This is a genomic window from Vibrio sp. Vb1729 (assembly GCF_033338655.1).
Taxonomy (GTDB): domain Bacteria; phylum Pseudomonadota; class Gammaproteobacteria; order Enterobacterales; family Vibrionaceae; genus Vibrio; species Vibrio alginolyticus.
The window spans coordinates 26,164-40,889 of record NZ_JAWOTB010000011.1; the positions used below are offsets into that span (position 1 = coordinate 26,164).

Below are 14,726 nucleotides of genomic sequence, written 5' to 3' on the forward strand. Positions count from 1 at the left end.
CTTTCATTTTGTTAGTGGTTTTCAGTTGTCCATTCTTTGTTATGGGGTATACCGAAAAAGTGAGAATCCTCAATATTTCGAGTTGGATACTCAATTTGAAGGGAGCTGAAAACACATTGTGTAAGCAGCTGTTATTTTTAACAAATATCAATTCGAAAGTTAAATCATTCTCATCGGGAAATCGATATAGTGTGATATGAAAAAAGGGACACACTTGTTGAGTGTGTCCCTTTTGGACTTTGAAAGTAAGCTGATAATGATCAGATAACTTGCGGTACTTCGTTTGAGTGATTGTGTGCTCGATTCACCCACATTAACCCAAGCATTGCAATTACCGACATTGCCATCATCAAAATGCCCAAAGGCATCTGGTTATGCGCTGGAAATAGTGACGCGAGCAAAGTTGCGACACCTGCCCCCAAGTTTTGCATGCCACCCAATGTCGCGCCTGCTGTTCCTGCATGGTATGGGAATGGCGCAATCGCTCCAGTTGTTGCTGCTGGGAAGAGAATACCTGCACCCAAAAAGTACACGGTTGCGCCTCCAACCAGCGTTAATGCAGTGGTTAAACCAAACAAGCCTGGGATGAGCACAATAGCAGAGCCCACAAAAATAGAGACCAAGCCTACATTTAAAGCACGACGCTCAGAGCGACGTCTTGCGATGTAGCTAGATAAGCCTGCACCCACCAAGTAACCTGGGATCGGCAATATAAACAGCAAACTTACCGTTGTTGCCGGTAATTCTAATACCCCACCTAACAACACCCCAGCCGCCGCTTCGAATACACCCACACCAGCGAATGTTGCAACCAGGCAAATCAAAAAGCCTTGAAAGCGACGGTCAGACAAAACGTGTTTGTAGCTTTTGGCTACTGGTTCGAATTTGCGTTTCTCTTTTGGTAGTGTCTCCATCATGCTTGTCATCATGGTGATCACAACCGCGATAGCAAATAGCGCTAAGAACAAGTAGCTTGACCGCCATCCGAAAGCTTCTGTTAGGTAACCGCCTAATACTGGTGCCATTAATGGTGAGAAAATCACACACATGCTAATTAAGCTGTTTGCTCTGTGTAGATCAGAGCCTTCAAAGCAATCGCGAGTCAGAGTGCGTGACATCGCACCGCCGCAGCCAATACCTAAGCCTTGGATAAAGCTACCGATCAAGAACCATTCAAATTGATGTGCAAATAATGCCACCAGTGTACCCGCGATGTAGATAAGCAGCCCGACGATGATGATCGGTTTGCGTCCCAAGCGGTCCGATAGTGTGCCATACGCAAATTGCGACAAGCCATATGGGATTAGGTAACAAGCCATCACAGCTTGAAGTGATGACGCAGATACCAAAAACTCGCCCGCCATATGACCGATTGAAGGCACGTACATTGTCTGGGTCATTTGACCCACGGCAGTCAATATAGCGATTAAAAAGGTAAGTTTCGCTAATGGAAACGAAGCAGACATTTGCGTATCTCTCCAAAAAATTTAAGACGTAAAAACCCTTAGCACTCTTTTACAGAGTGCTAACTGAATTCTTGTGTTGCGGGGGGTATTTGCGCGAGATAATAGTGCTTGCTTGTATAATTAGCAATCGAAAAGTGTGAAGTTGAGCAAGATAAAAATCTATGATTTCAATTAGAAAAACTAATCCGATTTTGTTTTCAAAAAGAGATGCATTTCTTTGTCTAATTAAGTTAAATCTTTTACTTTTCGTGAATAGAATGAGCCTTATAGGTAACTGGTTTTAATGGTTAAAGTGCAAAAATAAAGCGTCTGCTCGGTTGATCTGAGTTCAAGATGAAACGAGTGAATAAAAGGTAGAGGAAGGCATCAGAAAGAAAAGGGAGCCGAAGCTCCCTTAGAAATGATTATGTCTATTCGCGCTCAGATGCGTATGCGTAAAGCATTTCTAGTGCGATGGTTGCTCCCGCTAGTGCGGTAACATCACTGTGGTCGTATGGAGGCGATACTTCGACAACATCCATACCCACGATATTCATGCCGGCTAAACCACGAATAATTTTCAGCGCTTTGTCTGAGTTCAAGCCACCACAAACTGGTGTACCAGTTCCCGGTGCGAAGGCCGGGTCTAAGCAGTCGATGTCAAAAGTGACATATACTGGCTTGTCTGCGACGGTGCGACGAATTTCTTCTAGGATCTCGTTCACCGACATGTCATTCGCTTGCATCGCATTAATCACATTGAAGCCGTGATCTTGCTGTTTGTACTCCGTACGAATGCCGATTTGTATTGAGTTCTTTGCTGAGATCAAACCTTCTTTCGGCGCATGGTAGAACATCGTACCGTGGTCGTATGAACTGCCATTTGCATAGGTGTCCGTATGAGCATCAAAGTGAATCAACGCCATTTGGCCATGATGCTTCGCATAGGCACGCAGGATAGGTAGCGTAATGAAGTGGTCACCGCCCAATCCCAACATGGTTTTACCACTTTTTAGAATTTCACTGGTTGCCGCTTCAAGGCGGTAAGTAAAATCTTCCGCATCACCGCAATCGAACACGAGATCACCTGCATCGATCACTTTCAGTTTATCCAATACGTTGAAGCTCCAAGGGAACTTCTTACCTTCCCATGCCAAGTTGACTGAGGCACGGCGAATTGCATCTGGACCCATACGCGCACCTGGACGACCAGATGTTGCCATGTCCAGAGGGACTCCCAACACCACAACGTCTGCGTCTGCCGATACCGGGTTACGAATGTACGGCAGACGTAAAAACGACATAGAGTTGGAGTAAAGCGAATAATCAGTTTTAGTAAACAAATCATTCATATCAGAAGTCCTCTAAATAGGTGTATCCTGCTAGACCTTGTTCTAGTTCTGCTAGGATTTGTGCTTGTTCATTGGCTTCAACTCGCTGTGAAACCAATTGTTTATAATTGTCACGAATCGCATCCACGTCGATATGAACGTAGCGCATCATGTCTTCTACACTATCACCTTCGTTGATGTAACTGATCTCAAATTGACCATGTTCATCAACATTGACTACAGCACTGTGGGTATCACCAAATAGGTTGTGCATGTCACCAAGGATTTCTTGGTATGCGCCTACTAGGAAAAAGCCCATTAGGTACGGTTTGTCTTTGCTCCAAGCTGGTACAGGTAGCGTGCTCTCGATGCCTTGACCATCAACGTAGTGATCGATCGCGCCATCAGAGTCACATGTGATGTCCAACATCACTGCACGACGCTCTTCCGCCTCGCCAAGACCAGAAAGTGGCAGAACAGGGAACACCTGATCAATACCCCAAGCATCTGGTAGAGATTGGAAGAGAGAGAAGTTCACGAAGAACTTATCCGCAAGACGTTCGCTCAACTCGTCCAGAATCGGACGGTGGAAGCGATTCTTAGTGCTCATCTTGCGGCTTAATTCGAAGTAAATGCGTAGTGACAATTGTTCTGCCCACGCACGTTGTTCCAAGTTAAGCACACCTGTAGCAAATTGAGAGTGCACTTCTGCCAAATCACTTTGGGTATCATTGTAAATCTCAATTAACGCACGAGCGTCTGTACCATCTTGCAAGTTTTCCCAGTTTCGCCACATGTTTTGTAGCAAAAGCGGAGCGTCATCATCAAGCTCATGTACTTCTTCCGGTAGGTACGACTCGGTACCAATTACGTTAGAAATCAACACAGCGTGGTGCGCTGTTAGCGAGCGACCCGATTCCGAAATGATCACTGGCATTGGTTGTTCGTATTGCAGACACACATCGCCCACTGTGTTGACGATATTACGTGCGTATTCTGCAAGGCCGTAGTTCATCGAATTCGATGATTGGCTGCGTGTGCCGTCATAATCCACTGCCAAGCCGCCGCCCACATCGAAGTACTCGATGTTTGCACCGAGTGCGCGTAGTTCGCAGTAGAAACGTGCAGACTCGTTCACACCATTGCGTACATCACGGATGTTTGCCATCTGTGAACCAAGGTGGAAGTGAACCAGTTGCATCGCGTCTAGGTTGCCTTCGCGTTTAAGACGTTCAATAACGCTAAGCACTTGCGATGCTGATAAACCAAACTTCGATTTTTCACCGCCACTTGCTTGCCATTTCCCTGCGCCTTGAGAGGCGAGGCGAATGCGTAAACCAAGGCGCGGTTTTACGCCCAAACTTTTCGCTTCTTCTAGTACCAGATCCAGCTCAGAAAGCTTCTCTAGTACGATGAATACCTTGTGACCCAGCTTTTCACCGATCAGTGCAAGACGCACATACTCACGGTCTTTGTAGCCATTACACACGATCACGGAGCTACCTTGTTGAGCCAATGCAAGTACCGCCAACAATTCTGGCTTGCTACCCGCTTCAAGACCAAGCTGCTTGGTTTCTAGTTGAGCTTGGCTCGCTAGAATTTCATCCACCACTTCACGTTGTTGGTTTACTTTAATTGGGTACACCAACAAGTATTTGTTTGGATATTGGTATTCTTCAATTGCTTGGTTGAATGCGTGGCAAATACCATGCACACGTTGGTGCACGATTTGCGGGAAGCGTACTAATACAGGCAGATTTAACTGCTTCGCTTCTAGCTCATTTACAATAGCGCTGAAAGGGATTTGATGTGCACGATCACTACGTGGTGATACATATACTTCGCCTTGGTCATCAATGCCGTAGAAACCTTGGCTCCAGTAGTGAACGTTGTAGTCCGCGCGGATGCGGTCTAATTTAGTTGCTTTTTCCAACTCGATTCTCACAAAAATGTACTTAACTCCTTAATTAATTAGAAGGAAAAGTACAAAAAAGCAAATCATGAGGCATTTACCTCATACCCTGACACGAACTCCGTGTGCGCGCATTAACGGATAAAAGTGCCTTTGAGTCTAATGATTAAAATCTATCATCTCGATTATGATTTGTTGTCGTCGCTACGTGTGAATATTTGTTTACCGAAGCGTCCATTCTGCTGTTATAGTTGGTCTGACCAGTAAGGGTTCGGTCATGAAGCATCTCACTAAAATAAGGACATATTTTGCAGCTGCACAGAATTCAGGGGTACATTCAGACCATGTATCTCGCCGAATATCCCGATAAATTATTGTTGCTTGATGGTGCCAGTCGAGCAGACATTCCTCATCTTAAAGACTTTATTGAACATCAACTCCATCGTCCTTTTTCTGACCTAAAGTTGGTTGTTGTGACCCACATGCATCCAGACCATGCTGGTGGTGCGCACAAACTACGTGATTTAACAGGATGTAAGCTATTGGCCGCAAAGCGAGAGAGCCAGTGGTATAGCGGTGTAGACGGTTGGCTAATGCATTTGACCGATTTAATGTTAGCACGCTGGATGGCGAATCGGATGCGTAAACCAAAGCAAAACCTTTGGTATTCCCGCAAGTTAAATCCAGATATTGAACTTATTGATGGAGAGTTTATTCCTGGATTTGATGATTGGCAGGTGCTAGAAACGCTAGGGCATACTGATCGAGATCTGTCGGTTTATCATTCTGAACAAGATGTGTTGTATGTGGCGGATTTAATGGTGCAGGTGAAAAAGCATCTGATTGCGCCGTTTCCCATATTTCATCCGAATCAATATCGGCAATCATTAAAGCGTGTGTTTGAGATGAATCCGCAATGTTTGCTTTTGGCACATGGGGGAGAGGTAACTTTGGATGAAAAAGCGTATCAGCACATTTTGAATACAGCGCCGACTAAGCCAATGACGCACTGGCGAGTGACAAAAGTTAAAGCGAAGGGATTGTTGTTTGCGTTATTTCGTAGGAAGTAAGCGAAGATAAAGCCAGACGAGTGATGCTCAACAAAAACGTTCGATCACTCATCTGAAGCTACGGGGTTAAGATGCCAATAAGTGAGATTGGCTAGGATCAACGAGCACTTTGTCTGCCATGCCCTGACGACCTAACAACATCATGTAAGTCATTTTTTCACGGTTAGTCAACGTAATGTCGATTGGCCATTGTTGGTCGCCCATACGCAGCATCGTCGTGATCACGCAGCGGTGCTCAAAAGTACCGTTAGAAGATTTAACCTTACGGTTTGCTTTTAGTTTCGCTGTGCAGCGAACCACTTGTTCTAAATGGTATACATCTGGGTGCAAATCGAATGCAACATAAGACTGACCATCTTTTTCAAAGCAATCAATATTGTCTACATGTAATGAAGAGGTTTGAGCGCCTGTATCAATACGCGCTTCAAGGTGAGTAATCCCTAACTCTGGCAAGCAAATAGCTTCGGCATTCCCAATGATCATTTTCTGATTCATAGTGTCATCCTAGCGACGAGTAACAAGAGAGCCGGTTTTTGGCTCTCTTGTGCGTTAAACAAAAGTCAACCTTTACCGCGAGTACGGTTTGAATTTGGCTTAGCGTTTTTCTCGATAAAATCGAAGATCATACCTGCAATGTTTTTACCCGTTGCTAGTTCGATGCCTTCTAGACCAGGAGAAGAGTTCACTTCCATTACCACTGGGCCATTTTTAGATTGAAGGATATCCACACCACAAAGGTTCAAGCCCATCACTTTCGCTGCATTTACAGCGGTCGCACGCTCTTCTTTGCTCAAACGCACGAGTTGTGCAGAGCCGCCACGGTGAAGGTTAGAACGGAACTCGCCTTCTTTTGCTTGGCGCTTCATTGCGGCGATTACTTTATTTCCGACAACAAAACAACGGATGTCCGCGCCTTTTGCTTCTTCGATAAATTCTTGCACCATGATGTTAGCTTTCAAACCCATGAAAGCTTCAATCACGCTTTCTGCCGCTTTATTTGTTTCAGCAAGTACAACACCAATGCCTTGAGTGCCTTCTAGCAATTTAATCACTAGAGGTGCGCCACCAACGTTTTTGATCACGTCCTGAATATTGTCAGGATGGTGAGCAAAGCCAGTGCGTGGCAAACCGATGCCTTTACGTGATAGCAGTTGTAATGAGCGCAACTTGTCACGAGAGCGGCTGATCGCGACAGATTCGTTGACACAAAATGTACCCATCATTTCAAACTGACGTACAACAGCAGTGCCGTAAAACGTAATAGATGCCCCAATACGTGGAATAACAGCATCGTATTGCGGTAATTCTTCACCCTTGTAGCGGATCTTAGGGTTGTTGCTCGTAATGTCCATATAACAGTGAAGCGTGTCGATCACATCGATTTGATGCCCACGTTCTTCACCCGCCTGTTTTAGGCGCATGGTTGAATATAAATTCTCATTACGAGAGAGAATAGCAATACGCATGGCAATTCCTTAGTAAGTCAGTACCAAATTAAAATATAAGTATAGAGCATAGAATGCAGTAGGCAGGTGATCATGTTATGACATAACCTACTTACTTCAACGATTTAGAATTGTGGTTGAACAACCACGTCGTCAGAGGTGCGCACCTTAGGGCGTTTTTTTGTGAGATGAAAACGAAAAAGCATCGTCGACACGACAAAAATATTTTATCGAACGCTCACGCCTTGCGGTATGAGACTGTCAAGGGTGAGATAAATAAAATTGAGCAAAAATTTCATCGCTTTGTCACGAATTATCGCTTAAAAAAGCGGCCAATTTGACCGCTGTTTTTAGCTGTTTTGATAGTGACTTAAAAAAAGTTCCGCCGTTTGGGTAGCTAACAGCCTAGATTCTTCATTCGACAAAGAGGGGCGAATTCCCATTAACTGCGGCCAGAATGCACTGCCTTTAAGTAAGTTGTGCAATTGAGTGCTTGCTATATGTACATCATCAATTTGCAAAGCGCCACTGTTCGATTTCTCAGTAAGCCAGCGGTACAGGGCGGTTTCCTGTTTCGACATTTGTTCTGCTTGTTCTTTGAGATCTTCCGGCTTAAATAAGAAGTGCCCAAATGCCACTTTTGCCAGCTCAATATAGTTTGGTTCCGTCACCACAATGATCTCGCTGTAGAGTAATTCAATCAATTGATCTTTGAGTGGCAGAGTGGCCAAGCGTTTAATATCGCTTTCCATCATTGACGAACGCCAAAGCTCAGTCAGCAACTCCGTCACGATCGCTTCCTTAGAAGGGAAATGGTTGTAGACCGTGCGCTTAGAGACTTGCGCGATAGCAGAGAGCTTATCCATGCTGGTGTTTTGCACCCCAAACTCTTGGAACGCTTGCTTTGCTGCGCACAGGATGGCTTCTCTTTTGGTTTCGCTACGACTTTTTCTTTTTACATTCATAAGCTTGCTAAGTTAAGAAGATCATTTCTTGATCTATTTTACACTAAGTAGTTTACTTTTGATAATTAGAATGTAAACTGCACCGTGTAGTTTACTTTTGTTCGGGTTAACTTTTTATGAAAAAAACTTTGCTAGCCACAGTAGGAGCGTTCGCGATGGGTACATCCATGATTTCTTGTTCTAATGTTGATACTGAAAAAGCGCCAACATACCCGGACAAATTTGCAAATACAGAGTTGGAATACAAAAGCGGTTTGGGCGACATGTTCGAAATCATGAAAGCGTATTTTACGACTGAGCGCCTTAACCCAACACCAACGATTGAAATTCCAGTGCATGCGATCACAGCGCAGCAGCTGTTAGAAGAGCAAGATGACGTCATCTATCGTCTGGGTCACTCAAGCGTATTAATGAAGCTCGATGGAAAACTGGTGATGACCGACCCTGTATTCAGTGATCGCGCGTCTCCTGTACAATGGGCAGGGCCAAAACGCTTTCACCAAACCCCCATCACGATAGAAGATTTGCCAACTATCGATGTGGTGGTGATCAGTCATGACCATTACGATCACCTAGATAAAGCTTCTATTAAAGTGCTAGGCGACAAGGTGGGCACTTTCTTGGTGCCGTTAAAAGTTGGCCAATTACTGGTGAATTGGGGTGTGCCGAAGGAGAAAGTGATCGAGCTAGATTGGTGGGAGTCACATTCTGTCGACGGCATTGAGTATACATTGACTCCGACTCAGCATTTCTCCGGTCGAGGTTTGACAGACCGCGATACGACACTGTGGGGCAGTTGGGTTATTAATGCACAACAACACAAAGTGTTCTTCAGTGGTGACTCTGGTTACTTCAATGGCTTTAAAGAGATTGGTGAAAAGTACGGTCCGTTTGACTTCACTATGATCGAAACCGGCGCATACAATGAACTTTGGTCAGACATTCACATGTTCCCAGAGCAAAGCGTTCAAGCACACATTGATGTGCAGGGCAAAGTGATGATGCCAATTCACAACAGTACGTTTGATTTATCGATGCATGATTGGAATGAGCCGATGCAACGCGCGTTAGATATAAGTGAAGAGCGCGGTGTAACGTTAGTGAGCCCTGAGATTGGTCAACGCTTGGCGATTGCGGAGCCTCAGCCTGCGAAGGCATGGTGGCAATAATGGCTGAGCTAAATAGCCAAACATCAGAATAGTTAAGTCACTTATTAGTAGTTACTTGGTCAGGGATAAGGATAAAGGTGCGATGAAAGCAAAGTGGACGTTGTTACTTACATTAAGCATTCTGCCGACCTTTGCACTAGCAGGGGTAGAGCAAGATATCTCGACGTTGATAAAACGAGTTGAGCAATCCTCTTGCACCTTTATCCGCAACGGCAAGGCGTACACTAATCAAGAAGCGGCAGAACACATGCGCAATAAATGGGATTACGCCAAAGATGACGTTGATTCCGTGGATGTGTTTATAAAAGAAGTTGCGTCGAAAAGTTGGTTATCTAGCAAACCATATTGGGTGGATTGCCAAGAGGAACGCATTACCAGCGAAGAGTGGCTAACATCATTGATGCGCACCACCGATCACATCCAATAACACTTCTTTGATGGTCTGATAGCGCAGAGGTAGAGCACGACTGCGCTTACGAACCAGAAATAGCTCTTCACATACAGTGTTTTTCAGTTGAGCAATGTATAACGTGTCTTTTAGTGGAAAATTGTCGACCGCACTTTGAGGCAGCACGGTGAAGCCAAGTCCTTTGCTGACAGGCAGCAAAATTTGGCTCAATTGATTTACGTAGCCGGATAATGGTAAATCGCTCATCTTAATTTCTTGGAGCTGTGGTTCTTCACATTGGTCAAAAAACAGCGTCATGTAATGCTCGGCATCAGGGTGGCTAATGACACCACAGTCATGCAAGAGTTGTGGCGTTATCTGCTTATTTTGATAATGCTTTGGCAGAACCAAGCACAACCTCTCTTTACCAATTCGCTCACTGTGAAACAGACCTTTGTTGGGAACATCAGTCACGATACCAATATCGATGTGCCCTTGCGTTATGGCGTTGAGAATAGATTGATTTGGCGCGGCTTCTAAATGTAACGATAAGCTCGGGTGCTGTTTTTGCTTCTCCAAAATGGGCCCATACAACATTAACGCCATTGCACCAGAACAAGCCAGTTTACAGTGGCCTGAAAACGCATCATCAAAACTGAGCTCTTCGAGCAGCTTCTTCTCTCTATCTTCTAACTCGAGCGCATATGCGTAGACAATCCTGCCTTGCTCGGTTAATTCGAAGCTTTTGTTTTCGCGCTTGATCAAGGCATGCTGACAGCTTTGCTCTAATTTTTTGATGTGTTGGCTGACGCCAGGCTGAGTCATAAAAAGTTTTTCTGCCGTTTGCGTAAAATGACCGACTTCAATCAATGTCTTAAATGTATGTAACCAAACAGGATTAAGCATAGTGTGTGATTTTCTGAGAGCTTTGTTGGGAGACGTAAAGAAAATGATAGCACGGTGTTTTATGAAAACAGAGAAGACTTAAACGATAAAAGATGAATCGTTATCAATACATTACAGACAAAATAAAACCCCGCCTGGTTTCCCAGACGGGGCTTATTCTTTTTCGCAGCAATCCAGCTACTAATAGGTGCTCCCTGCATCTATCCTTGATTGTGGCTAAGTCCTTTAACCGAGTTCCTTGTTCATCGCCTTCCTAGCGGTGTCCATTCTTGCCTATCATCCTGACGGGCGAACTCTATCCTAGAGCTTAACTACATCCTTGCTGACAACTCTATCCTAGAGCTTAACTACATCCTTGCTGACAACTCATCCTAAGTTATCAAATCTTCATCCTGAAGATACCCAATCCTTTAGGCTTTTTTCCTGTTCCCGCCAACATCCTGTCGACAAATTGAGTATTGATGTTTTGCTGATTTGACTCAATTAACTTTTCTAAATTATTTTTACTTATTATTTTAAGTGAATTTAAATATTACTTTTAAATCATATATTTAATGTTTTTTCTGGCATTGCTCTTAGAGGTGATTAATCTATTTGCTTACAACTCTTGTAAGAGATCTCGCACAAGTTTGGTGGTGAATGTATTAATGTGCGCTTTTTGTTCCGAGTTCTGTGGATTGAACTGGATCACAATGCGTTAAAAGGGAGACGATAAAGATGAAAGTGAATTGATCTTGAGTAGAGATTTGTTTGAAAAGAAATAAAAATTCTTGCGGTTTTTATAAACAGTATGGTAAATCTGAAATGCCCACCTTGTTAATCCTTATTAAGATTCAATGACAGTATAAGTAGGGAACTTGATTGCCATTTTTCTGTCATATCTGGTGAGTAAGTTAACCGTGTCAGATAGATAATATGCCGTTTGCCAGTAAAAACATGCTGCAAGAAACCGGTAATTATCATTATGTTGTGAAATTGGTCACGGTTAAATGATTGATTCCCTTATAGATTGAAGGGGATACGACCTTAGACAATAAGCTCCATGAGGAGCGTTACTTATATAAGATGAGGGACTTTACTATGAAAAAGACTAGAAGAGCTCAGCTACATCGTGTGCGTATTCAATACTGGAAAGACACGAAAGACGCCCCAGCTAAAAAATCATAGTTAATTATACCTAAAGGCACGAGCTGGCTGTGGAACGCAGTTTCCCGTTGATTGCCAGCTCAAAAACGCCACAATCACTCCGCGCAACTTCCCAAGCACCCTATTTTTAATATCGCATTCTTCCAAAAATAAAAAAGCCAGTCTTAAGACCAGCTTTCTCTACCATTTACTGAGCTCTGCGTATTACAGGTTGCCCTTTAGTTACAGGTAGTTGGCGTCAACTAGTTCGCCCGCTTGCGCGCTTTTCACTTCTGGGCGTGCTTCTAACCATTTGATAACTTGCGCTTTCTGTTCTTCAGTCGCACTGCCGTAACGGTCAGTAGAACATAGGAAGCCTTCAAACAGTTCTAGACCACCGCCACCGAAGCAAAGACCAAGCTCGTCAATGTAGTCGATAAAGTCATCAACGAATGCATCGTAACGGTCGAAGTCGTTAATGTCTGTTTCACAGCTGATCTCGAAACCTAGGATTGCGAACTCACCTAAGAACAGCTTTTTACGGATACGACGGCTCTTGTTATCGATCTTGTCTAATTTCATGATTATCTCTCGTAGATGATTTGATTTCGTACACCTTATACCTTCTATCACACTTTAGCCCAAGTAAAATCAGAATGAAGCGATACAGTTGGTGATTATGTAACCAGAATTTAATTGCTTCGTTAGCTGTGTTGGTTGGTTTGCAGTATTGTTGAAACACAAGTTTCATATGTTTTAAGCACTTTTGTCATTTTTCTTATCCAAACTTCTTGCCGTTCAACTAATCACTTATTTATTAATTAAACTATAAGATCGGGAAAGTAAAAATGAGCAAGGAAACCTTTGACGCGACGCGTTATAACCAAAGTGAAAACAAACCATTTGAAGAAGTATTAGAAGCGAGCCTATCTCGACGCAGCATTCTGAAAGGTGGTTTAGGTATCAGTGCGATGACAGCGTTTGGTGCTTTCGGATTGGCTGGTTGTAACTCGTCTGACTCAGGGAGTACAGTAAGCAGTGGTTCGGGCGCATCTAAAGCCGTTCTTAACTTTGAATCTATCCCTGGCTCACTCACTGACGCAGTTTCAATTCCACAAGGCTACACCGCACAAGTACTAGTACCTTGGGGAACACCACTTAATGCACAAGGCAGCGCATGGCAAAATGATGGTACCAACACCAGTACCGATCAGTTAAATGCGCTAGGCATGCACCATGACGGCATGCATTTTTTCCCATTGAACGATAGCACTACAGATGGCTTGCTATGTATTAACCACGAGTACATCGACACATCAGCACTGCATCCAAACGGTCCGACGGTTGAAAATGGCGTACGTACCATTGTAGATGAAGTGCGCAAAGAGATTAACGCGCACGGTGTATCAGTGGTTCGCATTCAACTGGAAGACAACATGTGGAAGTTGGTTGATACCGACCCACTAAACCGTCGTTATACTGGTGCGACAGTCATGGATTTGTCTGGCCCGGTAGCCCACACATCTTTAACTGTCACTCGTTTCTCACCAGATGGCAGCCAAGCGCGTGGTACGTTAAACAACTGTGGCAACGGCTACACGCCGTGGGGCACGTACTTAACGTGTGAAGAGAACTGGCCAGGTTACTTTGTTAACGCCGGGACTCGTACAGAAGAGCAAGATCGCATTGGTGTCGATGACCAAAGCACTCGTTACCTATGGGAGACATTAGCAGGAAATGCAGAAGAGCGTCTTGATGAGTTCTCTCGCTTTAATGTGGCTCCAACAGGAGCAAGTGCGATGGATGATTACCGTAATGAAGCCAATGGTCACGGTTACATTGTCGAGATTGACCCTTACACGCAAAACTCACGTGCGAAGAAACGTACTGCGCTAGGTCGTTTCCGTCACGAGGGCTGTACTTTCGGTAAGCTTGAAGAAGGCAAACCAGTGGTATTTTATTCTGGTCACGATTCTCGCTTTGAATACCTATACAAATTTGAATCTGCGGCAGCGTGGGATCCAGCAGATGCTAACCCTGATAACCGCTTGGCGATGGGTGACAAGTACATGGACGAAGGCACACTGTATGTGGCGCGCTTCAATGAAGACAGCACAGGTACTTGGTTACCATTAACGCTTGATAGCGTAACAACCGCTGGTGGTACATTAGCGGATCACTTTGATTCACTGGCTGAAATTATCATCAATACTGCGGGTGCGGCGGATTTAGTTGGGGCAACACCAATGGATCGACCAGAGTGGTGTACGGTTGATCCATTCACGGGTTCAGTATATTTAACATTGACGAACAATACGCGCCGTACAGATGAAACCAATCCTGCGAATCCACGTTTAAATAATAAGTTTGGTCATGTTATTCGTTGGGATGAAGGTGCTTCAGCAACTGACTTTACTTGGGATATCTTTGTGTTTGGTTCGCCAGCAAATGGTGATGCAGATACCAACCGTTCTGGCTTGAATGAGTTAAACCAGTTTGCGAGCCCAGACGGATTAGCGTTTGATGGCCGTGGTATTTTGTGGATTCAAACGGACAACGGCGCAGATGAAGTCACGTCTTACACCAATGATCAAATGTTGGCTGTTGTGCCATCTAAGCTAACAGATGAGAATGGTGATCAAGCTGTGATTGGTGCGGATAATCAAGCTGAATTGAAACGCTTCTTTGTCGGACCAAATGGTTGTGAAGTAACAGGCTTTACCATCAGCCCTGATTACAAATCATTGTTTGTGAATATTCAGCACCCAGGTAACTGGCCATACAGTGAAGATGCAGCCGAAGAAACACCTGCTGGTGTTTCTGTGCGCCCACGAGCGGCGACAGTGGTTATTCGCCGTGAAGACGGTGGAGAGATTGCAGTTTAATCTCTAAATGAATAAACACCTTAAAATTCAAGCCCTGCAATTGCAGGGCTTGATGGTTTAGGCGAATGCCTAGTTGCACTTTATA

General features: G+C 44.3%; 12 protein-coding genes. 4 read left to right on the forward strand and 8 right to left on the reverse strand.

The genetic code is table 11. From position 1 onward, the window contains the following. Positions 1–260: 260 nt before the first annotated feature. From emrD to speA, 3 genes are all read right to left on the reverse strand, one after another. Positions 261–1,466, reverse strand: a complete 1,206-nt coding sequence (gene emrD, locus R7E29_RS04985) for a multidrug efflux MFS transporter EmrD (protein ID WP_005374234.1) — start codon at positions 1,464–1,466, stop codon at positions 261–263. Between the two features lie 410 nt (positions 1,467–1,876). Next, positions 1,877–2,797 carry an agmatinase gene (gene speB, locus R7E29_RS04990; protein ID WP_005374233.1) on the reverse strand — a complete coding sequence of 307 codons (921 nt, stop codon included), beginning with the start codon at positions 2,795–2,797 and terminating at the stop codon, positions 1,877–1,879. A 1-nt stretch (position 2,798) separates the two neighbouring features. Next, positions 2,799–4,709, reverse strand: coding sequence for an arginine decarboxylase (gene speA, locus R7E29_RS04995; RefSeq protein ID WP_033906546.1), 1,911 nt, complete (start codon positions 4,707–4,709; stop codon positions 2,799–2,801). A 323-nt stretch (positions 4,710–5,032) separates the two neighbouring features. Between speA and R7E29_RS05000 the strand changes: the two genes are divergently transcribed. After that, the gene (locus R7E29_RS05000; protein ID WP_005384195.1) at positions 5,033–5,758 is read left to right on the forward strand and encodes an MBL fold metallo-hydrolase; all 726 of its coding nucleotides are present in this window, start codon (positions 5,033–5,035) and stop codon (positions 5,756–5,758) included. A gap of 66 nt (positions 5,759–5,824) precedes the next feature. On the opposite strand, the gene R7E29_RS05005 is transcribed toward R7E29_RS05000, so the two are convergent. The 3 genes from R7E29_RS05005 to R7E29_RS05015 all read right to left on the reverse strand — a co-directional run bounded on the left by R7E29_RS05005 (position 5,825) and on the right by R7E29_RS05015 (position 8,168). Then, positions 5,825–6,253 (reverse strand): ATP-dependent zinc protease, encoded by a 429-nt coding sequence (locus R7E29_RS05005; protein WP_005384193.1) that lies wholly within the window; start codon positions 6,251–6,253, stop codon positions 5,825–5,827. Positions 6,254–6,318: 65 nt separating this feature from the next. Next, complete coding sequence (gene rimK / locus R7E29_RS05010; RefSeq protein ID WP_005374224.1) at positions 6,319–7,224, reverse strand: 30S ribosomal protein S6--L-glutamate ligase; 906 nt, start codon at positions 7,222–7,224, stop codon at positions 6,319–6,321. Between the two features lie 329 nt (positions 7,225–7,553). After that, on the reverse strand, positions 7,554–8,168 hold the full coding sequence (locus R7E29_RS05015; protein WP_213871498.1) for a TetR/AcrR family transcriptional regulator: 615 nt from the start codon (positions 8,166–8,168) through the stop codon (positions 7,554–7,556). Between the two features lie 155 nt (positions 8,169–8,323). On the opposite strand from R7E29_RS05015, the gene R7E29_RS05020 reads away from it, so the two are divergent. Both R7E29_RS05020 and R7E29_RS05025 read left to right on the forward strand, forming a co-directional pair. Then, positions 8,324–9,337 carry an MBL fold metallo-hydrolase gene (locus R7E29_RS05020; protein ID WP_213906714.1) on the forward strand — a complete coding sequence of 338 codons (1,014 nt, stop codon included), beginning with the start codon at positions 8,324–8,326 and terminating at the stop codon, positions 9,335–9,337. Positions 9,338–9,419: 82 nt separating this feature from the next. After that, positions 9,420–9,764 carry a DUF5329 family protein gene (locus tag R7E29_RS05025; protein WP_137282874.1) on the forward strand — a complete coding sequence of 115 codons (345 nt, stop codon included), beginning with the start codon at positions 9,420–9,422 and terminating at the stop codon, positions 9,762–9,764. On the opposite strand, the gene R7E29_RS05030 is transcribed toward R7E29_RS05025, so the two are convergent. Together R7E29_RS05030 and R7E29_RS05035 are read right to left on the reverse strand one after the other, a co-directional pair. After that, complete coding sequence (locus R7E29_RS05030) at positions 9,732–10,631, reverse strand: LysR family transcriptional regulator (protein WP_017635526.1); 900 nt, start codon at positions 10,629–10,631, stop codon at positions 9,732–9,734. The genes R7E29_RS05025 and R7E29_RS05030 overlap by 33 nt on opposite strands. Positions 10,632–11,999: 1,368 nt before the next feature. Next, positions 12,000–12,338, reverse strand: coding sequence for a YggL family protein (locus R7E29_RS05035; RefSeq protein ID WP_005374208.1), 339 nt, complete (start codon positions 12,336–12,338; stop codon positions 12,000–12,002). Between the two features lie 266 nt (positions 12,339–12,604). On the opposite strand from R7E29_RS05035, the gene R7E29_RS05040 reads away from it, so the two are divergent. Further along, positions 12,605–14,641 carry a PhoX family protein gene (locus R7E29_RS05040; protein WP_017635525.1) on the forward strand — a complete coding sequence of 679 codons (2,037 nt, stop codon included), beginning with the start codon at positions 12,605–12,607 and terminating at the stop codon, positions 14,639–14,641. Positions 14,642–14,726: the final 85 nt, after the last annotated feature.